At 64.4% G+C, this 20,595-nt stretch carries 18 protein-coding genes; 7 read left to right on the forward strand and 11 right to left on the reverse strand.

The window, feature by feature from the left end; translation table 11 throughout:
• Nucleotides 1-98: 98 nt before the first annotated feature.
• The 3 genes from M2361_RS12505 to M2361_RS12515 form a co-directional block, all read right to left on the reverse strand.
• Nucleotides 99-803, reverse strand: coding sequence for an SDR family NAD(P)-dependent oxidoreductase (locus tag M2361_RS12505; protein WP_259249375.1), 705 nt, complete (start codon nucleotides 801-803; stop codon nucleotides 99-101).
• On the reverse strand, nucleotides 793-1,761 hold the full coding sequence (locus M2361_RS12510; RefSeq protein ID WP_259249376.1) for a tripartite tricarboxylate transporter substrate binding protein: 969 nt from the start codon (nucleotides 1,759-1,761) through the stop codon (nucleotides 793-795). The genes M2361_RS12505 and M2361_RS12510 overlap by 11 nt, the downstream gene beginning before the upstream one ends.
• A gap of 96 nt (nucleotides 1,762-1,857) precedes the next feature.
• On the reverse strand, nucleotides 1,858-2,796 hold the full coding sequence (locus M2361_RS12515) for a dihydrodipicolinate synthase family protein (RefSeq protein ID WP_259249377.1): 939 nt from the start codon (nucleotides 2,794-2,796) through the stop codon (nucleotides 1,858-1,860).
• Nucleotides 2,797-2,936: 140 nt separating this feature from the next.
• Between M2361_RS12515 and M2361_RS12520 the strand changes: the two genes are divergently transcribed.
• Both M2361_RS12520 and M2361_RS12525 read left to right on the forward strand, forming a co-directional pair.
• Entirely contained in the window at nucleotides 2,937-3,854 is a 918-nt protein-coding gene (locus M2361_RS12520) for a LysR family transcriptional regulator (RefSeq protein ID WP_259249378.1), read from the forward strand.
• Nucleotides 3,855-4,034: 180 nt separating this feature from the next.
• On the forward strand, nucleotides 4,035-5,039 hold the full coding sequence (locus M2361_RS12525) for an NADP-dependent oxidoreductase (RefSeq protein ID WP_259249379.1): 1,005 nt from the start codon (nucleotides 4,035-4,037) through the stop codon (nucleotides 5,037-5,039).
• A 9-nt stretch (nucleotides 5,040-5,048) separates the two neighbouring features.
• Here M2361_RS12525 and ybaK read toward each other — a convergent pair whose 3' ends face one another.
• From ybaK to M2361_RS12540, 3 genes are read right to left on the reverse strand one after another with little or no spacing between them, the layout of a single operon-like run.
• The gene (gene ybaK, locus M2361_RS12530; protein ID WP_100854909.1) at nucleotides 5,049-5,537 is read right to left on the reverse strand and encodes a Cys-tRNA(Pro) deacylase; all 489 of its coding nucleotides are present in this window, start codon (nucleotides 5,535-5,537) and stop codon (nucleotides 5,049-5,051) included.
• A 58-nt stretch (nucleotides 5,538-5,595) separates the two neighbouring features.
• A complete protein-coding gene (gene xerD / locus M2361_RS12535; protein ID WP_259249380.1) occupies nucleotides 5,596-6,579 on the reverse strand; it encodes a site-specific tyrosine recombinase XerD in 984 nt (327 codons plus the stop codon).
• 53 nt (nucleotides 6,580-6,632) lie between these two features.
• A complete protein-coding gene (locus M2361_RS12540) occupies nucleotides 6,633-7,547 on the reverse strand; it encodes a LysR substrate-binding domain-containing protein (protein WP_259249381.1) in 915 nt (304 codons plus the stop codon).
• A 136-nt stretch (nucleotides 7,548-7,683) separates the two neighbouring features.
• On the opposite strand from M2361_RS12540, the gene M2361_RS12545 reads away from it, so the two are divergent.
• Nucleotides 7,684-9,366 (forward strand): thiamine pyrophosphate-binding protein, encoded by a 1,683-nt coding sequence (locus tag M2361_RS12545; protein ID WP_259249382.1) that lies wholly within the window; start codon nucleotides 7,684-7,686, stop codon nucleotides 9,364-9,366.
• Nucleotides 9,367-9,498: 132 nt separating this feature from the next.
• Nucleotides 9,499-10,692, forward strand: coding sequence for an acyl-CoA dehydrogenase (locus M2361_RS12550; RefSeq protein ID WP_259249383.1), 1,194 nt, complete (start codon nucleotides 9,499-9,501; stop codon nucleotides 10,690-10,692).
• A gap of 209 nt (nucleotides 10,693-10,901) precedes the next feature.
• Here M2361_RS12550 and M2361_RS12555 read toward each other — a convergent pair whose 3' ends face one another.
• The 5 genes from M2361_RS12555 to M2361_RS12575 all read right to left on the reverse strand — a co-directional run bounded on the left by M2361_RS12555 (nucleotide 10,902) and on the right by M2361_RS12575 (nucleotide 16,970).
• A complete protein-coding gene (locus tag M2361_RS12555; RefSeq protein ID WP_259249384.1) occupies nucleotides 10,902-11,345 on the reverse strand; it encodes a MaoC family dehydratase in 444 nt (147 codons plus the stop codon).
• Between the two features lie 80 nt (nucleotides 11,346-11,425).
• Nucleotides 11,426-12,697 carry a benzoyl-CoA 2,3-epoxidase subunit BoxA gene (gene boxA / locus M2361_RS12560; RefSeq protein WP_259249385.1) on the reverse strand — a complete coding sequence of 424 codons (1,272 nt, stop codon included), beginning with the start codon at nucleotides 12,695-12,697 and terminating at the stop codon, nucleotides 11,426-11,428.
• Nucleotides 12,698-12,750: 53 nt separating this feature from the next.
• The gene (gene boxB / locus M2361_RS12565) at nucleotides 12,751-14,178 is read right to left on the reverse strand and encodes a benzoyl-CoA 2,3-epoxidase subunit BoxB (protein ID WP_100854903.1); all 1,428 of its coding nucleotides are present in this window, start codon (nucleotides 14,176-14,178) and stop codon (nucleotides 12,751-12,753) included.
• A gap of 47 nt (nucleotides 14,179-14,225) precedes the next feature.
• Nucleotides 14,226-15,944 carry a 2,3-epoxybenzoyl-CoA dihydrolase gene (gene boxC / locus M2361_RS12570; RefSeq protein ID WP_259249386.1) on the reverse strand — a complete coding sequence of 573 codons (1,719 nt, stop codon included), beginning with the start codon at nucleotides 15,942-15,944 and terminating at the stop codon, nucleotides 14,226-14,228.
• 117 nt (nucleotides 15,945-16,061) lie between these two features.
• Nucleotides 16,062-16,970: a helix-turn-helix transcriptional regulator gene (locus M2361_RS12575; RefSeq protein ID WP_259249387.1), complete on the reverse strand. Its 909-nt coding sequence runs from the start codon at nucleotides 16,968-16,970 to the stop codon at nucleotides 16,062-16,064.
• A gap of 178 nt (nucleotides 16,971-17,148) precedes the next feature.
• On the opposite strand from M2361_RS12575, the gene M2361_RS12580 reads away from it, so the two are divergent.
• From M2361_RS12580 to M2361_RS12590, 3 genes are all read left to right on the forward strand, one after another.
• A complete protein-coding gene (locus M2361_RS12580) occupies nucleotides 17,149-17,625 on the forward strand; it encodes a DUF4863 family protein (protein ID WP_259249388.1) in 477 nt (158 codons plus the stop codon).
• Between the two features lie 76 nt (nucleotides 17,626-17,701).
• Nucleotides 17,702-19,336 (forward strand): benzoate-CoA ligase family protein, encoded by a 1,635-nt coding sequence (locus M2361_RS12585; protein ID WP_259249389.1) that lies wholly within the window; start codon nucleotides 17,702-17,704, stop codon nucleotides 19,334-19,336.
• 82 nt (nucleotides 19,337-19,418) lie between these two features.
• A complete protein-coding gene (locus tag M2361_RS12590; protein ID WP_259249390.1) occupies nucleotides 19,419-20,579 on the forward strand; it encodes an ABC transporter substrate-binding protein in 1,161 nt (386 codons plus the stop codon).
• The last annotated feature ends 16 nt before the right edge of the window (nucleotides 20,580-20,595 follow it).

The raw sequence follows: 20,595 nt of genomic DNA on the forward strand, positions 1-20,595 counted from the left end.
CCGGTTCAGCGCCCAGCATGGGGCTCCGGTTCTTGATGTTGTGGGAGACATTGTGCGCGCGTCCGGCGGGCGGGGGGTGGTAATGGGATACCACACGCTCAGCGCGGCAGTGATGCGCCGCCGCAGATTGCGATGTCCTGACCGGTGATGGCGGCGGCCTGGGGCGACAGCAGGAATTCGACCAGCGCGGCCACCTCCTCGGGTTGGATCAATCTGCCTATCGGCGGCATCCGTGGCGCGCTGGCCGCCCGCGCGGGATCCTGCAACATACCTGTCTGCGTGGCGGCCGGCGACACCACGTTCACGGTGACGCCCTGAGGCGCCAGTTCCGCCGCCCAACTGCGCGCCAGCGCCACCAGCGCGGCCTTGGACGCCGCGTACTGGCTACGGCCGGGCATGCCCTGGGCCGTCCGGCTACCCACCAGCACCACGCGGCCGTCACCACGCTCGGCCATGTCCGGCGTCAGTAGCTGGGCCAGCCTGACGGCAACGTCCACGTGCAGCTTCCACATGCGTTCGCCGTCGGCGGGGTCCAACTGCGCCAAGGGCCCCACCCGCATGATGCCCGCGGCATGTACCAACGCCCGGGCCTGCTTGCAACTATCCAGCGCCTGCCGGGTCGCGGCTTCATCGCACAGGTCAACGGTGATGTGGCGATAGGCCGCGTGCCGCGCCACGGCCGGCCCGATGTCCAGGCCGGCCACCTGCCAGCCCGCGTCCAGCAGGCGCTGCACAATGGCCAGGCCGATACCGCCCGTGGCGCCGGTCACCACCGCCAGTCCGCCCGCCGGATTAATCGACATGGATGTTTCCTTCCTCGATGATCTTGCGCGACCGTGCCATGTCGTCTTTCTGAAAGCGTGCAAACGTCGTGGCCGACCCCGGCGTCAACGACACGCCCAGTTGTTCGTACTTGGCCGTCATGCCGGATGACAAGGCCTTGTTGACCTCGGCGTTCAGCTTCTCGACGATGGGCCCAGGCGTGCCCGCCGGCGCCCACAGCCCGTACCAACTGTAGAACTGATAGCCGGGCAACACTTCGCTGACGGTCGGCACGTCAGGCAGATTGGGCAGGCGCGCGTCAGACGTTACGGCAAGGATCTTCAGCATGCCGCTTTTGTAGTACGACACCGCGCCCAGGACCGGGTCGATGAAGCCATCAATGCGCCCGCCCACCAGATCCTGCAACGCGGGCGACGTGCCGCGATAGGGGATGACCATGTAGTCCAGGCCCCCCTGGCGTTTCAAGAGCTCGGTGGCCAGGTGACCCGCGGATCCGATGGAGCCCACGGCAAAGGTAAGCTGGCCCGGGTTCTTCTTGGCGTAGGCCAGCAATCCGGCCAGGTCGGTAACGGGCAGGTCTTTCTTCACCGAGACCGACAGCGGCGCCTTGCCCGCCATGGCCACCGGCACGAAATTCTTGTCGACGTCGAAGGGCACCGCCTTCATGGTCATGGGCGCCGTCGTGAACGTCGACGCGTTGAACAGCAAGGTGTAGCCATCCGCCGGCGATTTGGCGACGACGTCGGCGCCGATAATGCCGTTGCCGCCCGAACGGTTTTCCACGATGAAGCTTTGGCCGGTCTGTTCGCTGAGCTTCTGCGCCAGGTCGCGGCCCAGCATGTCCAGCGTGCCGCCCGGCGGAAACGGGATCACGAACCGGATCTGCCGTGACGGATAGGCGTCCTGCGCATGGGCCACGCCGCCCCCAATAGCCAGGCACAACGCGACCATGGCGCGCAACGCGATTCTCTTTTGCATGATGTGTCTCCTCTTATTTATTTTGCTTGCGGCATCGTGCAGGGGGTTGGCGTCATGCCACCCCGCTGCATCCGTGCCGCTACAGACGCGAGTGCTTCAGCGAGCCAACAAGCCCGCACCGGTCAACGCAGTGCGCAACGCCTGCATGTCGGCGTCGTTGGGCGCCTCGGTAGGCGGGCGCACGGTCGCGCTTTCCAGCACGCCCGCCAGATACATGCCGGCCTTCATGCGGGCATGGGCTTCCCCGGTGGGTTCGCCGCCGCCGTAAACGGCGTCTTTCAGCGGCGTGATCAAGGCCTGCACCTGCTGCGCGCGCTTCAGGTCGCCTGCCTTGACGGCATCCCACAGGTCGATGATCAGTTGCGGGATGAACGTGGCGAAGCCGACCAGCGCGCCGTCCACGCCCTGCACCATCGACGCCAGCAGATATTCATCGTGGCAGGTCAGGATGGCCTTGGACGCATCGGCGTCGCGCAGCGACTGGATGTCGCGCGCATATTTGTTCATGTCGCGCTGGCCCACCTTGAACGCCTGCACGTAGGGCAAGCGGGCCAAGTCGCCCAGCAGCTTGGACGAATAAGAAGCCCGCGTCCACGCCGGATACACGTGGCACACCAGGTCAAGATCAGGCGCGGCCTCGTGGATCGCCTGGAAATACTCCAGCGCATGACCTGGCGTGAAGCCAAAGCGCAGCCAGTGGTGCGGCGGCATGACGTCCAGCGCGGCGGCGCCCGCTTCGCGCGCCGCGCGGGCATGCTCCTGCGCCTCGGCAATGCCTTCGCAGACAATCGAAGAAATCACCGGCAACTTGCCGCGCAGCTCGTCGGCCACGATGCGAGTCACCTGGGCGCGTTCCGACGGGGTAAGGGAAAACACCTCGCCCGTATGCCCGTTGGTCATGACGGCGACAACACCATCATGTCCCGCCAGCCACGAGGCCAGACGGCGCAGGGCGGGTTCGTCGATACGATGATCGTCGGTAAAGGGGCAGGAAATTGCCGGGATGATGCCGCGGTAATTCGAGATGGAAGCCATCGTTGTCTCCGTATCTTATGGGTAGGGAATGGCAGTTATGATTGCGGCACCCCCATGGGGTCGTCCAATACTCGAAACGCATAGAATTATGTTTGCCATGGCGCACACCTGACATGGGACCTGGAAACCGACCCCTGGACATGAATTGGCTGGAAGACTTTTGTTCTCTGGCCGAAACGGGTAGCTTTTCGCGCGCGGCGGAAGCCCGCGCCATCGCGCAACCGGCGTTCAGCCGACACATCCGCGCGCTGGAAGAATGGGTGGGCGCTGACCTGTTTGACCGCAGCACACACCCCACCGAACTGACCGCCGCGGGCCGAAAATTCTTGCCGCTGCTCAAGCAGGTCATGGCCGACCTTGAAGCCGCGCGCATCAAGGCGCTGGCCGCCCACGCCCAGGAAGGCGCCAGCCTGCGCTTTGCCGCCACCCATCTGCTGTCGTTGACGTTTTTCCCGAAATGGCTGACCCGGCTGGAAGCGGCGCTGGAAGTCGGCGCGATCCAGATGATGTCCGACAGTTTCCAAGCCTGCGAAGACCTGATGGCGCAGCGGCGCGTCCAATTCCTGCTGTGCCACCGCCATCCGCAAGTCGCCAGCCGCCTGGACGAAGCCCCCTACCCCAAGGTGCATCTGGGCACGGACGTGCTGGTGCCGGTCAGCGCGCCGGCTGCCGACGGCCCTGCCGGCGAACCGGCGCACCGGCTTGCCGGCGACGGCGTGGTGCCCTTTCTTGCCTATGGCCCCGCATCCGGCCTGGGCCGCATCGTCAGCCACCAACTGCGGCACAAGGCGATGCCCGTTGAACGCATCCAGACGGCGTTCGTCGGACCGCATGCCACGCTGCTGCGATCCATGGCGATACAGGGGCGAGGCATCGCCTGGCTGCCCGACATGCTGGTGCACGATGACCTGCAACAGGGCAGCTTGATTCGGGCAGGCGGGGAAGAATGGGACATCCCGCTGGAGATCTGCCTGTTTCGGCAGCCTAGTGATATGGCTGCCGTGGCCGAGAATTTGTGGGCGCTGGTGGCTGCGGGAAACCCTCCCCCGCGGGAATAACCCGGGCCGCCCCGGCATTGCGCCATTGCCCTGTTTCCGGCGCTTGCCGCACAAAACCGTTTAGATTACGATCGACATCATAATGAATGCCGCGTGATGGATTTCGACGTCGCGCGGGCTTCGTGTTGACCGCGGCCACCCGGGCGCGCGGCCTTTTATCTGGCCACAGGCTACGCAACCATGCAGGCATTTTTCATCGAGCGCTACAAAGACGTTGGCAAGCTTGGCCAATTGCCCGAGCCCTCTGTCGGCGACAACGACGTCTTGGTGCAGGTGCATGCCGCCAGCGTCAACGCGCTGGACGCCAAGATCCGCAAAGGTGAATTCAAACTCATCCTTCCCTATCGTTTCCCCCTGGTGCTTGGCAACGACCTGGCGGGCGTCGTCGTGGGCGTGGGACGCAATGTGCGCCAGTTCAAGGTGGGCGATGAAGTCTATGGGCGTCCCCCGGACAATCGCATCGGCAGCTTCGCCGAGTTGATCGCCGTAAATGAAGACGCGCTGGCCCTCAAACCCCGCAACCTGGACATGGAACAGGCGGCCTCACTGCCCTTGGTAGCGCTGACCGCCTGGCAGGTGCTGGTCGAGACCGCACAGGTGAAACCAGGGCAAAAAGTCTTCATACACGCAGGGTCCGGTGGTGTCGGAACGATCGCCATCCAGCTTGCCAAACACTTGGGCGCTTTTGTCGCAACGACGACCAGCACCCGGAACGTCGATTGGGTGAAGGGCCTGGGTGCCGACGTTGTCATCGACTACCGCACGCAAGCGTTCGAATCGACACTGCGCGATTACGACGTCGTCCTCAACAGCTTGGGGCCGGACGTACTCGACAAATCGTTTCAGGTGCTCAAGTTCGGATCCGGAGCACGACTGATCTCCATCTCTGGTCCACCCACGCCCGCCTTCGCCGAACAACAAGGGCTGTCTTGGGGATTGAAGCAGGCATTGCGGTTTCTTAGCTGGCGCGTTCGCCGGAAAGCGACCAAGCTCGGCGTCAACTATGACTTCGTATTCATGCGCGCACACGGAGAACAGCTACGACAGATCACTGCGCTGATCGAGTCCGGCGCGATCCGGCCGGTCGTGGACCGTGTGTTCGCATTGGACTCCGCGCAAGAGGCCTTGGCCTATGTCGAAAGCGGTAGGGCGAAGGGCAAGGTGGTGGTGACGCTTGATGCGTGACCTGTCGCCCTACTCCAACGCGACGGACACCGGCTTGGCGCCCAGCACCGTCACCAGCGCATTGGGGTCAATGCCGATCAGGTAACCCCGGCGTCCACCGTTGATATAGACCACGGGGTAAGTCAGCACGTCGGCCTCGACCCACACCGGCATCTTCTTGCGGGTGCCGAAGGGCGAGGTGCCGCCCACCTGGTAACCGGAATGCCGCTGCGCCACCTCGGGCTTGCAGGGCTCGACCCGTTTCAGCCCCGCCTGGCGCGCCAGGTTCTTGGTGGAGACTTCGCGGTCGCCATGCATGACGACGATCAGCGGCTTGGCGGATTCGTCTTCCATCACCAGCGTCTTCACTACCGCGTGCGGGTCCAGGCCCAACTGGCGCGCGGCTTCGCCCGCGCCGCCGTGGTCCACGTAGTCGTAGGTGTGTTCGGTGTAGGGCACCTTGTGCTGCTTGAGGAGTTGCGTGGCGGGGGTTTCGGATACGTGGCGGGCTTTGCTCATGGTTTGCCGGATCAGAATGAAGGATCAGAATGAATAAAGGGAACGTCGTCGCGGGCGTCTAGCCGCGCGGATGGTGCGCGGCGTGCAGCGCCTTCAGGCGCTCGCGCGCGACGTGGGTATAGATTTGCGTGGTGGAAATGTCGGCGTGGCCCAGCAGCATCTGCACCACGCGCAGGTCGGCGCCATGGTTCAGCAGGTGCGTGGCGAAGGCGTGGCGCAAGACGTGCGGCGACAGTGGCGCGTGGATGTCGGCCAGCAAGGCGTACTTCTTTACCAACTGCCAGAACGCCTGGCGCGACATGGCCTCGGCGCGGCCGGTGATGAACAACGCATCGCTCTGGCGGCCGGCCGCCAGTTCGGGGCGCGCGGTCTTCAAATACAGGTCGATCCAGTGGGCCGCCTCGGCGCCCAGCGGCACCAGGCGGTCTTTGCCGCCCTTGCCCAGCACCACGCGCACCACGCCTTCATTCAGGCTGACGTCCAGCGCGCGCACGCCCACCAATTCGGACACACGCAAACCGGTGGCGTACAGCGTTTCCAGCATGGCGCGGTCGCGCAGGCCGCGCGGCTGCGTCACGTCGGGCGCGCGCAGCAAGGCGTCCACTTGTTGCTCGGACAGGGTCTTGGGCAGGCGCGGCGGCTGCTTGGCGGCGATCAGGGTCAGGCAGGGGTCGCGTTCCGAGCGATGTTCGCGCAGCGCCCAGGCAAAGAAGCGGCGCAGCGCGGCCAGGCGGCGGTTGGCGGTGGTGGCGCGGGTTTCTTCGTGGCGGAAGGAGAACCAGGCTTCGATGTCGGCCTTTTGCGCGTCGCACAGCAGTTTGGCCGGCCCCACGGGCAGTGCTTGGGCGCTTGCCGCATCGCCATGGCGATCGGCCATTTCGCGGGCATAGGCTTCCGGGTCTTCCAGCCAGCGGGCGAAACCGGTCAGGTCGCGGCGGTAGGCGGCCAGCGTGTTGGCCGACAGGCCGTCTTCCAGCCACACGGCGTCGATGAAAGCGTCGATATCGGCTTGGGAGGCAAGCGCCGGGCGGGCGGTCGTCATGCCCTGCGGCGCTTCCTTCGCTGTTTGCCTCGGTGTTCCCTTCGTCATTGTCTTCATCGTTCCCCCACCCCCGCCGCCGCGGACTTCAGCCAGGTTTCGAAGAGCTTGAGCGCATCCGACCGCTCGCTGCGCTGTGGATAGCCGAAGTAATATCCCTGGCTGACCGTCAGGGATTGCGGCACCGGCATGGCCAAGGTGCCCTGATCCAGCGCGGGTTGGGCCAGAAAGCGCGGCATCAGCCCCACGCCCAAGCCGGCTTGCACGGCCGCCATCACCATGGTGAAAAGCTCATAACGCGGGCCGCCCGCGGCCTGGGGACCATATAGATGGTTGTTGGCGGCGTACCACTGGCGCCAGGCGTCCGGCCGCGAGGCCAGGTGTAAATGCGTCATGCCGGCCAGCACGCTGACGCCGGCCTCGGCCGTCTTGGCGGCGCGCGCAGCAAGCGCGGGGGCGCAAACGGGCACCAGTTCACGCTCGGGAAACAGCAACCCGCCCTGGGTGCCGGGCCACAAGCCGTCGCCGTGATAAAGCGCGCCGTCAAACGGCTGGTCCTTGAACTGGAACGGCAGGGTGCGCACCGACAGGCTGACGGTGATGTCGGCGTGCGCATTCTGGAAGTCCGCCAGGCGCGGGATGAGCCAGGTGGTGGCCAGCGTGGGCACCACCGCAATGTGAATGCTGCGGCCCATGCCCGTGCGGCTGACCAGGCCAAAGGTGTCTTTTTCGATCTGATCCAGATGGTGACGGATCCGGCCGGCGTATTCGGCGCCGTGATCGGTCAGCACAATGCGCCGCCGCACGCGCGTGAACAACTGCACGCCCAGCCGCGCTTCCAGGCTGGCCACCTGCCGGTAGACGGCGCTATGTGTCAGGGACAGTTCTTCGGCGGCGCGGGAAAAGCTGCCCAGCCGGGCCGATGCCTCGAACGCCTGCAGGGCGGTCAAGTTGGGAATGCCGTTTCTCATGGAGCAAAACTGCCTGAAAGCCAACGGGCACTACGTGCCGGGGAATCAATAGATTGTGCAATTTTATCAATTGCGTTGTGCGGCCAGGGCACATATCCTCAAAGGTCTTATCCTCGGCTACCCACGACACCCCACCATGTCTCAGCAAGATTCCCGCCTTGGCGGTCACATTCTGGTCGACCAACTGGTCGCCCAGGGCGTCAAACACGTTTTCTGCGTTCCGGGCGAGAGCTATCTGGCGGTGCTGGACGGCCTGCACGACGCGGATATCAAAGTTACCGTGTGCCGCCAGGAAGGCGGCGCTGCCATGATGGCCGACGCCCACGGCAAGCTGACCGGTGAACCCGGCATCTGCATGGTTACCCGTGGCCCGGGCGCGTCCAACGCGCTGGCCGGTGTGCACATCGCCAAGCAGGATTCCACGCCGCTGATTCTGTTCGTGGGCCAGATCGAACGCGGCATGCGCGAGCGCGAAGCCTTTCAGGAAATGGACTACCGCGCCGTGTTCGGCACGCAGGCCAAGTGGGTCACCGAGATCGATCAGGTGGAACGCATTCCCGAACTGATCTCGCGCGCGTTCCACATCGCCACGTCCGGCCGCCCCGGCCCTGTCGTGATCGCATTGCCGGAAGACATGCTGGTGGAAGCGGCCAAGGTGGCCGACGCCCCGCGCTATGAATTGATTGAATCCGCGCCCACGGCCGGCCAGTTGGCCGACCTGGAAAAGCTCTTGGCCGACGCCAAGAACCCGGTCGCCATCCTGGGCGGCACGCGTTGGGATGCCCGCGCGGTGCAGCAGTTTTCCGACTTCGCGCAGCGCCATGCGCTGCCCACGGCGGTGTCGTTCCGACGCCAGATGCTGTTCCCGGCTGATCACCCCTGCTTCATCGGCGACGTGGGCCTGGGCATCAACCCCACGCTGCTCAAGCGCGTGGCCGATGCCGACCTGATCCTGCTGGTGGGCGGCCGCATGTCCGAAAACCCCAGCCAGGCCTATACGCTGCTGGACATTCCGGTGCCCAAGCAGAAGCTGGTGCACGTGCATCCCGACACCGCCGAGCTGGGCCGCGTCTATCGCGCCACGCTGGCCATCAACACGTCGCCCTCCGCATTCGCCGAGTCGCTGGGCAGCCTGAAGGCGCCCGCCAAGCCCGTGTGGGCGGAAGGCACGCAGGCCATGCGCGAGTCGTACCTGAAGTGGAGCGACCCGGAAACCGTCACGACGCCGGGCGCGCTGCAAATGGGCCAGGTGATGGCGTATCTGGAAAAGACGCTGCCGGCCGACGCCATCATGACCAACGGCGCGGGCAACTACGCCACCTGGCTGCATCGCTTCCACCGCTTCACGCGCTTTGGCACGCAATTGGCGCCGACGTCGGGCTCGATGGGTTACGGCCTGCCCGCGGCAGTGGGCGCCAAGCGCGTGTGGCCCGATAAGACGGTTGTCTGCTTTGCCGGCGACGGCTGCTTCCTGATGCATGGCCAGGAATTCGCCACCGCCGTCCAGTACGACCTGCCCATCGTCGTGGTGCTGGTGGACAACGGCATGTACGGCACCATCCGCATGCACCAGGAAAAGCACTACCCCGGCCGCGTGTCCGCGACTGAACTGAAAAACCCGGACTTTGCCGATTACGCGCGCGCCTTCGGCGGCCACGGCGAGCGCGTCGAAACCACCGAACAGTTCGGCCCGGCGTTCGAACGCGCGCTGGCCAGCGGCAAGCCGGCCATCCTGCATTGCTTCATCGACCCTGAAACCATCACCCCGTCGACGACCTTGGAAAAGATCCGCGACGCGGCGCTGAAAGCTCAGCACTGAACTCCCGATCGGGCTGGCAAACACGGCGGCGCGCCCAGTCGCGCCGCCCTCGGAAACCCGAACTTGCCGCCCGAATTATTTTAGGTTTAAACTTTCTAGATTCCGAATACGGATCCATAGCGGAGACCCAGCATGTCCTCGAATCCTTCTTTTCAATGGCAAGATCCCCTGTTGCTGGACCAGCAACTGACCGAAGAAGAACGCATGGTGCGCGACGCCGCCTATGCCTATTCGCAGGACAAGCTTGCCCCCCGCGTGCTGAACGCCTTCCGCAACGAGAAGACCGATCCGGAAATCTTCTCGGAAATGGGTGAACTGGGCCTGTTGGGCGCGACCATTCCTGAAGAATACGGCGGCGCCGGCATGAACTACGTCAGCTACGGCCTGATCGCCCGCGAAGTCGAACGCATCGACTCCGGCTACCGCTCGATGATGAGCGTGCAGTCGTCGCTGGTGATGGTGCCGATCAACGAATTCGGCAGCGAAGCGCAAAAGCAGAAGTACCTGCCCAAGCTGGCTCGCGGCGAGTGGATCGGCTGCTTCGGCCTGACCGAACCCAACCACGGTTCCGACCCCGGCGGCATGGAAACGCGCGCCGTCAAGACGTCCGACGGCTACAAGGTTTCCGGCAACAAGATGTGGATCACGAATTCGCCGATCGCTGACGTGTTCGTGGTGTGGGCCAAGTGCGTGGGCGGCGACTTCGACGGCAAGATCCGCGGCTTCATTCTGGACAAGGGCATGAAGGGCCTGTCGGCCCCGGCCATCCACGGCAAGGTCGGCCTGCGCGCGTCGATCACCGGCGAAATCGTCATGGACGAAGTGGAAGTGTCCGAAGACCAGATGATGCCCGGCGTGTCCGGCCTGAAGGGTCCGTTCACCTGCTTGAATTCCGCCCGCTACGGCATCGCCTGGGGCGCTGTCGGCGCCGCTGAAGCTTGCTGGCACACGGCTCGCCAGTACACGCTGGACCGCAAGCAATTCGGCCGCCCGCTGGCCGCCAACCAGCTGATCCAGAAGAAGCTGGCCGACATGCAAACCGAAATCACGCTGGCCCTGCAAGGCTGCCTGCGTTTGGGCCGCATGAAGGACGAAGGCACCGCAGCCGTCGAAATCACGTCCATCATGAAGCGCAATTCCTGCGGCAAGGCCCTGGACATCGCCCGCCTGGCGCGCGACATGCTCGGCGGCAACGGCATTTCCGACGAATTCGGCGTGGCCCGCCACCTGGTGAACCTGGAAGTGGTCAACACCTACGAAGGCACCCACGACGTGCACGCCCTGATCCTGGGCCGCGCCCAAACGGGCATCCAGGCGTTCTATTGATCGCTGGTCAGGCTTGAATGAAAAGTCCCGCTTTCGCGATGAAAGCGGGATTTTTTTTGGGTGCGCCGGTTGATGGGTTACGCGCGATACACGACAGGGTCCTTGCCCCGACATTCCCGCGCTCCACCCATCCTACAACGCGGTGCGGCGCGCGATGCGTCGGCCAAAAGCGCAAACCCATCACCCATCACCCATCATCCCATCCCCGCCTAATTCTCCCCCGACAAATCAAACAGACTCGTCGCGTCCATTTCCAGCACGCCTTCGTCGTGTTGATTGATCACCGTCCACGACCACGTGATAATCCCCAGATCCGGGCGTGACGACGACGTTCTTGCCCCTTGCACACGCGCCTCCAAACGCAGGGTATCGCCCGGACGCACCGGCGTGCGCCAGCGCACTTCCCCCAAGCCCGGCGAACCGAACGATTCCGAATCATGCAACGCCGCGTCCACCGCCATGCGCATGGCCAGCGCGCACGTATGCCACCCGCTGGCGATCAGCCCGCCCCAGCGGCCTTCCGCCGCGCGTTGCGGGTCGGTGTGGAACCACTGGGGATCGTACTTGCGGGCGAACTCCAGGATCTCGGCTTCCGTGATGGTGACTGGACCGGCCTTGATCAACATGCCGTCTTTGAATTCAGCGAACTTCATTTATTTTTTCCCCCCGGAAAAACAAACGGCGCGCTCAAGGCGCGCCGTGCTTTTCACGTATGTCACGCTTGTGAATGACGCTAATAGGTCTCGAAATGCAGGCGCCCTTCGCGGCGCAGCACATCGTGCAGGATAGACCAATCCTGGCCCGCTTGCATCGTCACATCGCGCAATGCGTCCAGCACGCCGACTTCCATGCCTTTCAAGCCGCACACATAGATGCAGGTGTTGCGGTCGGCCAGCAAATCGCGCACCTGCCCTGCCCGATCGCGGATCAAATCCTGCACATAACGCTTGGGCTGGCCGGGCTCGCGCGACAGCGCCAGATTGATGTCGATGAAGTCGCGCGGCAGCTTCATCAGCGGTCCGAAATACGGCAGTTCGCGTTCGGTGCGCGCGCCGAAAAACAGCATCAGCTTGCCGTTTTCGCCCGTATCCATACGCCGTCGGTAGCGCTCGGTCATCGCGCGCATCGGCGCTGAACCCGTGCCCGTGCAGATCATGATCAAGTTCGCGCGCGGGTGGTTCGGCATCAGGAACGTATGGCCGAAGGGGCCTATGACCTGCACCGTGTCGTTCTTGGCCAGATCGCACAAATAGTTCGAACACACGCCATGTGCCGCCGCGCCGCCGTGGTCCTCGGTCACGCGCTTAACCGTCAGCGACAGGTTGTTGTAGCCCGCGCGTTCGCCGTCGCGCGGGCTTGCCAGCGAGTACTGGCGCGCATGATGCGGCCGGCCTTGCGCGTCCACCCCGGGCGGCAGGATACCGATGGACTGACCTTCCAGCACGGGAAACGGCAGCTCGCCAAAGTCCAGCACGATGTGATGGATATCGCTTTCCGTATCGGCGCCCGTCACGCGATAGTTGCCAACCACGGTCGCCGTCATCGGCGCCTTGTGCGTGTAAAGATTGACGTAGGGATGCGCGGCCGACCACGGCGGCACGGACGCACCCGGCAGCGTGAAGGCCGCTTGCGCGGAAGGCGGCGCCGCCCCCTCGGAAGCATCATCGGAGGCATCATCGGAAGCAGCGCCAGAAAGCCCCGCCGCAGTGGCCTCTTCCACCACCGGCAGCGCCTTTTCCTTGGGCAACTCTTCCCAGCCGAATTGCTCTTGCACCGAATACGCTTCGCTGCGCACCATCAGCCGCCAGTTGTCGATCGAGCCCGTTGGGCACGGCGGCACACAGGCCATGCAGCCATTGCAGATGTCGGGGTCCACCACATAGTTGTTGGAATCGTGCGTGATCGCGTCAACCGGACAGGTCTCTTCGCACGTGTTGCAGCGGATGCAGATCTCGGGGTCGATCAGGTGCTGCTTGAGCACCTGTGCGGGTAAGGGAGCGTTCATCGCGGTCTTCCCAATGCGCGGGCGGGCGGCACTCGCGCGCCGCCCCGTCGCCTTCAGTTGAAACGGACGTAATCGAAATTCACCGGCTGGCGGTTGACGCCCATGACGGGCGGCGCGATCCAATTGGCGAACTTGCCGGGTTCCGTCACCCGCCCCATCAGCGACGCGACAAACGCGCGGTCTTCGGGCGTGGGCAGCCACTTGTGGCTGTTGGCCTGCCATTGCGCTTCGGACACGATCTCGCCTTCGGGCGACATGCGGATGCCGGCCAGCGTGCCGATCTGCCGGTTGAACGCCTTGTGCGGCACCTGCAGGCGGAACGGGATGCCGCTCTTTTCGATGACCTTGTTCCAGCGGCCAATACCCGCGACCGAATCGCGGATGAAGTCATCGCGCAGCACTTCGTTCAGCGCATTCAGCATGGGCACTTCCACCTCGTTCAGCTTGCCGTTGTTCACGGTCAACACGCGATAAGTGTCGTTCTTCAACTGGTGGTCGTCGGTGCGCTTGGACTCTTCATAGCGGCCCTTCAAGCCCGAGCCATAGAAAATCGCCGCGTTGGAAGATTGGTCCGCGCCGAACAGGTCGATGGTGACGCTGTAGTGGAAATTCAGATAGCGCTGGATGGTCGGCAGATCAATAACGCCGGCCGCGCGCACGCTTTGCGGGTCGTCAGTCTTCAGTTGGTTCATCACTTCGCAGGTGCGCTGGATCACGCGCGAAATGCCCGATTCGCCCACGAACATGTGGTGCGCTTCTTCGGTCAGCATGAACTTGGTGGTGCGCGCCAGCGGGTCGAAGCTGGACTCCGCCAACGCACACAACTGGAACTTGCCGTCGCGGTCGGTGAAGTAAGTGAACATGTAGAAGGCCAGCCAGTCCGGCGTCTTCTCGTTGAAGGCGCCCAGAATGCGCGGGTTGTCGGCATCGCCCGACGTGCGCTGCAACAGCGCGTCGGCCTCTTCACGGCCATCGCGGCCGAAGTAGCGATGCAGCAAATACACCATGGCCCACAGGTGGCGGCCTTCTTCAACGTTGATCTGGAACAGGTTGCGCAGGTCGTACTGCGACGGCGCGGTCAGGCCCAGGTGACGTTGTTGTTCGATCGATGCGGGTTCGGTGTCGCCCTGCGTGACGATGATGCGGCGCAGGTTGGCGCGGTGTTCGCCAGGCACGTCCTGCCACACGTCGCGGCCGATGTTCTCGCCGAAGTGGATCTTGCGCTGCCCGTCCTGCGGCGCCAGGAAGATGCCCCAGCGGTAATCCGGCATGCGCACGTGGTCGAAGTTGGCCCAGCCATCGGGTTCCACGCTGACGGCCGTGCGCAGGTACACGTCGAAGCCATGCGAGCCGTCAGGCCCCATGTCTTGCCACCATTGCAGGTAGTTGGGCTGCCAATGTTCCAGCGCGCGTTGCAAGGTGCGATCGCCGGACAGGTTGACGTTATTGGGGATCTTATCGGTGTAGTTGATTCCAGACATTGTCTCGCTCCTTGTTTGTTTTCCGGCTCGGCTTCGAAGACCGGCTCTTAGACCCGCTTCCAGTCGAACGCAGCCTGCTCGCCCTTGCCGTAGAGCTTTAGCGCGCCCTTGTCGCCGGCCGCGTTGGGGCGGTTGAAGATCCAGTTCTGCCAAGCCGTCAGACGCCCGAAGATCCGCGTTTCCATCGTTTCTTTTCCGCCGAAGCGCAGGTTGGCTTCCAGCCCGGTCAAGGCATCGGGCGACAGCGCGCGGCGTTCTTCCAGCATCATCCGCACCTCGTCGTCCCAGTCGATGCTGTCCGGTGCGTAGGTCACCAGGCCCAGGTTCAGCGCGTCGATGGCGGACAGGGGCTGGCCGGCACGGGCGCGCACGGCTTCCAGCGGCTCGGTCTCTTCATGGAAGCGGCGCTGCAAGCGGCTTTGGCCGTTCACCATCGGATAGGCGCCGAAGTTGCGTTCACCCACAACGATCTGCGCCGCAGGTGCATCAACGTCCGCATCCGCTTCGCTATCCAGCATGTAGCTGCGGTCGGCGGCCAGCGCCAGTTCCAGCAAGGTGCCCACAAAGCAGGAGCCGGGTTCGATCAGCGCGAACAGGCTGCGCGACGTGACGTCCAGACGCGCCAGCGTGCGGCGCAGCATGCCGGCCGTTTCACGCACGAACCAGTTGCCGGCGTGCCGTTGCAGCGCGGCGTCGGCCGCCAGCACGGCCGCAGCGTCGCCTTCGGTCTTGAAGATCCAGGTGCCGATGTCCAGCTCGTTGGTGCGCATCGTCAAGATGGCGTCGTCCAATTCGCGCGCCATCTGCAAGGGCCACCACGCGGCGCCAGCGGCCAGGATGTCCGCCAATTCGGATGGCGCCTCGCCTTCCGGCGCGCGCACGGTCCAGGTTGCCAGGCGCTTGTCGCGGTCAACCTGAATATCCACGTAGCGGTACGACAAATGGTTCGCGCCTTCGGTGCGTTCGATCGGCGTCAGCGCAATGCCGGGCCCACTCGCTTGGCGGTCGCTGCCTTCGGCCAGCGCCATGGCCCGTTCACGCACGGCCTCTTCAAAGCGCGCGGGCTTGACCACGTCGTCCACCAGCCGCCAGTCCTTGGCGCGCTGGCCGCGCACGCCTTCGACCAGCGTGCAGAAGATATCGGCATGGTCATGGCGCACGCGCCGCTTGTCGGTCACGCGCGTCAGCCCGCCCGTGCCGGGCAGCACGCCCAAGAGCGGCACTTCGGGCAGCGCCACCGAGGACGAGCGGTCGTCCACCAGCAGGATTTCATCGCAGGCCAAGGCCAGCTCGTAACCGCCGCCCGCGCAGGCGCCGTTCAGCGCGGCGATGAATTTCAGGCCGCTATGGCGGCTGGAATCTTCGATGCCGTTGCGGGTTTCGTTGGTGAACTTGCAGAAGTTCACCTTCCAGGCGTGCGACGACAAGCCCAGCATGAAGATATTGGCGCCCGAACAGAAGATGCGGTCTTTCATGCTGGTGACGACCACGCTTTTCACTTCGGGGTGTTCGAAGCGGATGCGTTGCAGGGCGTCGTGCAGTTCGATGTCCACGCCCAGGTCGTAGGAATTCAGCTTGAGCTTGTAGCCAGGGCGCAGGCCGCCGTCTTCGGCGACATCCATGGCCAGGGTGGCGACGGGGCCGTCGAACGACAGGCGCCAATGGCGGTATTGGTCGGGCTGGGTGCGGAAATCGACGCGGGCCTCTGCCAGAGATTCTGGCCGAACTTCAAGCCGGGATTCCGCCCCAGTTGCGGTGCTGCTCATCGTGTGTCTCCTCGTACGCCCTGCCTGGACAGGAAAAATACTGCATCACATGAATTATTGTGCAGATTAGTTCAGGCAAAAAGGCACGTCAAGCAAGACATGCAGAAAAGTGCAGTTTTATAGCGGCAGGCCGCAGGCCTTGCGAACCTGGGTGCGCAGGCCGGCAAAGCTCTCCTGCACTTCCAGGTTGCTGGTGACCCAGGTCAGGTCGGCCTTCTCGTAGAACGCCTCGCGCCCGGCCAGGATGCGTTTCAGGTCGGCCATGGCTTCGTTATTGCCCGACATGGGGCGGAAATCACCCTGCGCCATGACGCGGCCCATGTGCTCTTCGGGCGTGGCGCGCAGCCACACCGTGTAGCAGTGCGCCAGCAGCAGGTTCAGCGTGGCCGGTTCGGACACCAGCCCGCCGGGGGTGGCCAGCACCATTTCCGGGTAGATCTGCACGGCCTCTTCCAGCGCCCGCCGTTCGTAGCGGCGGTAGGCGTTGGGGCCGTACAGGTTATGGATTTCCAGGATGCTGCACCCCGCCACGCGCTCGATCTCGCGGTTGAGTTCGACAAAGGGGTAGCCCAGGTCGTCGGCCAGCATCTGGCCCAAGGTGGACTTGCCCGCGCCACGCAGGCCGATCAGCGCCACGCGCTGCGTGCGGTTGGGCCGCTGCGCGCCCGCGCCCACGCCAAACAGTTGCGTCAAGGCTTCGCGTGCGCGTTGCAGATCGGATTCGGTGCGGCCGCTGAGCAATTCGCGGATCAGCAGCCAGTCGGGCGATTCGGTGGTGACATCGCCCACCAGTTCAGCCAGCGCGCAATTGAAGGCGCGGGCAATCTGCAGCAGCACCAGGATGGACGCATTGCCCACCCCATGTTCAAGATTGGCCAAATGCCGTTCCGACACCCCTGTCACCTGCGACAGGCTTTTGCGGGTCATGCCGCGTATGGCTCGCAGGCGGCGCACGCGCTCGCCCAATGCCACCAGGAAAGCTTCCCGCCTGGGTTCGGATGGCGCCGTATCTAGCGCTTGATTCATGTTTGGCTGACTCCGCAAATACCCTGATACGCGATGTTTTATGCACTATAGTGCTTGACCCTTTCGTATGGAAGCACTATTTTTCCTTCCAAGCAGTTCCAAGCCGTCATCGCGCAACAAAGCAGCATTCCAATTCATGCCGCTTCCAAAGCGCCGACAGTGTAAAGGAGGAGTCCCGGTGAGCACGCCAGATCAATTCCATGCCCTGATGCGCGAGGCCACGCGCCTGGTGGCGAACCAGCCGCTGGATGACGGCTTGCAGGCGATGCTGAACCGCGAGGCCGGCCCCGGCAGCGCGCTGTATCAGAACATCTTCGCCGCCTGTAGGCAGGGCGTGGCCGACGGCTGGATGTGCAACCGCGAAGGCGGCGGCATCCGCTACGGGCGCGTCATCAAGCCGGCGGAAGACCTGGCCGGCTGTTCGGTGGACGTGGTCGACATGAACGACCTGGCCGGCCCGCATCACGCGCATCCCAATGGCGAGATAGACCTGATCATGCCGCTTACCGCCGACGCGCGCTTTGACGGCCATGGCGCCGGCTGGCTGGTCTACGGCCCCGGCAGCGCACACCGCCCCACCGTGACGCAAGGCCGCGCGCTGGTGCTGTACCTGCTGCCCGGCGGCGCCATCGCGTTCACACCGCCCGACGGCTGACGCCGACGCCCACCCGCCATGGCAACCAAAAAAACACAGCCATGGCGCGCCCCCACCAGGACATCAGGAGACAACCGTGAACACCTGCCCCGCCGAACTCAACTTCGCCAGCCATCTGGCTGCCCTGAACGCCGCTCGCGCCGCCAAGCCCGCCTATATCGACGACAGCCGCCAGCTTAGCTACGGCGAACTGGCCGAGCGGGTCGCGCGCATGGCGGGCGCCTTGCGGCAGTTGGGACTGCGCCGCGAAGAACGCATTCTGCTGCTGATGCAGGACACGGTGGACTGGCCCGTAGCCTTCCTGGGCGCGCTACATGCCGGCGTGGTGCCCGTGGCCGTCAACACCCTGCTGACGCCCGACGATTACGCCTACATCATCACGCACAGCCGCGTGCGCGCCGTGTTTGTCTCGGGCGCGCTGCTGCCGGCCTTGCAGGCGGCATTGGCCCAATCGCCCGGCGACGTCGAACACGTGGTCGTGTCACAGCCAAACAACGCACAGCCAAATACTGCACAGCCAAATACTGCACAGCCCAATACGGCGCAACCCAACAATGCGCACCCCGTGGGCACCCTGCCCGCCCCCGTCCAGGACTTCGACTCCCTGCTGGCCGCCGCGCCGCTGGCCCCCGCCGTGCGCACGCTATCCGACGAGATCGCGTTCTGGTTGTATTCGTCGGGCTCCACCGGCAAGCCCAAGGGCGTGGTGCATACGCATGGCAACCTTTGGCACACGGCCGAACTCTATGCCAAGCCCGTGCTGGGCATCCGCGAGGATGACGTGGTGTTTTCCGCCGCCAAGCTGTTCTTTGCGTACGGTCTAGGCAACGGCCTGACCTTCCCGCTGTCGGTTGGCGCCACCGTCATCCTGATGGGCGAACGCCCCACGCCGCAGGCCGTGTTCCAGCGCTTGACGCGGCATCGCCCCACCGTGTTCTACGGCGTGCCCACCTTGTACGCCAGCATGCTGGCGTCGCCCGATCTGCCGCCACGCGAGCAGGTGTCGATGCGGGTGTGCACGTCGGCCGGCGAAGCCTTGCCGCGCGACATCGGCGAACGCTTCACGCGGCATTTTGGCTGCGAGATCCTGGACGGGATCGGCTCCACCGAGATGCTGCACATCTTCATTTCGAACCAAAGCGGACAGATCCGCTACGGCACCACCGGCAAACCCGTGCCGGGCTATGAAGTGCAGTTGCGCGACGACAGCGGCGCGCCCGTGGCGGCCGGCACCATCGGCGACCTCTACATCAAAGGCCCCAGCGCCGCGCTGATGTACTGGAACAACCGCGACAAGACGCGCCAGTGCTTTCTGGGCGACTGGTTGAAAAGCGGCGACAAATACACCTGTGACGCCGACGGCTACTACACCTACGCCGGCCGCAGCGACGACATGATCAAGGTCAGCGGCCAGTATGTGTCGCCGGTGGAAGTAGAAAACGTGCTGGTGCAGCACGAGGCCGTGCTGGAAGCCGCCGTGATCGGCGTGCCGGACCACGACGGCCTGGTCAAGACCAAGGCCTACGTAGTGCTGCGCCCCGGCTTCGAGCCTGACGCCCAGACCGGCGCCGCGCTGCAAAGCTATGTGAAGCAGCATCTGGCGCCCTTCAAGTATCCGCGCCAGATCAACTTCACCGAAGAGCTGCCCAAGACGGCCACGGGAAAGATCCAACGCTTCCGGCTGCGTCAGTTGGAAGAAGCAACGCTATGAATCCCCCTCGCCGGCATTGTCGGCGCGTTGGTTAAACCCGGCCGGCCTTGTGCCAGCCCATGACAAAGCACGGAGACAAACCATGAACCACGCCCTGACCCGGGCTGCGATTGCCGCGGCCCTGACGTTTGCCGCCACCGGCGCGCAGGCCGCCGACAAGATCAAAGTCGGTTTCATGCTGCCCTATAGCGGCACCTACGCCGCGCTGGGCAACGCCATCGAAAACGGCTTCAAGCTGTACGTTGCCGAACAAGGCGGCAAGCTGGGTGGGCGCGAGATCGAATACTTCAAGGTGGATGACGAGTCCAACCCCGCCAAGGCCGCTGAAAACGCCAACCGCCTGATCAAGCGCGACCAGGTCGACGTGCTGATCGGCACGGTGCACTCTGGCGTGGCGATGGCGTTGGCCAAGGCCGCGAAAGACAGCGACACCACGCTGATCGTCACCAACGCGGGCGCCAACGCCATCACCGGCCCGCTGTGCGGCCCCGGCATCTTCCGCACATCGTTCACCAACTGGCAGCCGGCCTATGCCATGGGCCCCGTGGCCTACGCCAAGGGCCACAAGACCGCCGTCACCATCACCTGGAAATACGCCGCGGGCGACGAGGCCATTGGCGGCTTCAAGGAAGGCTTCGAGAAAGCGGGCGGCAAGGTCGTCAAGGAATTGAGCTTGCCGTTTCCCAACGTGGAGTTCCAATCGCTCTTGACCGACATCGCGGCCACCAAGCCCGACATGGTGTTCACCTTCTTTGCGGGCGGCGGCGCGGTGAAATTCGTGCAGGACTATCACGCCGCGGGCCTGGACAAGACCATTCCGCTGTACGGCTCGGGCTTCCTCACCGACGGCACCTTGCAGGCGCAAGGCGCATCGGCGCAAGGCCTCTTGACCACGCTGCACTATGCCGACGGCCTGAACACGCCGCGCGACAACGCCTTCCGCGCCGACTACGCCAAGAACTACAAGGTGCAGCCTGACGTGTACGCCGTCCAAGGCTACGACGCCGCGCAACTGATGCAGTCGGGCCTGTCGGCCGTAAAGGGCGACTTCGCCAAAAAGGCGGACTTCCGCCAGGCGATGCGCGGCGCCACCGTGGACAGCCCGCGCGGCCCCTTCACGCTGTCGGCCGCGGGCAACCCGGTGCAGGACATCTATCTGCGCCGGGTGGATGGCCTGGAGAACAAGGTCGTCGAAGTCGCCGCCAAAAAGCTGGCCGACCCCGCGCGCGGCTGCAAGCTCTGACGCCCCCAGGCCATAA

This window comes from Achromobacter sp. JUb104 (assembly GCF_024806975.1).
GTDB classification, from domain to species: domain Bacteria; phylum Pseudomonadota; class Gammaproteobacteria; order Burkholderiales; family Burkholderiaceae_B; genus Achromobacter; species Achromobacter spanius.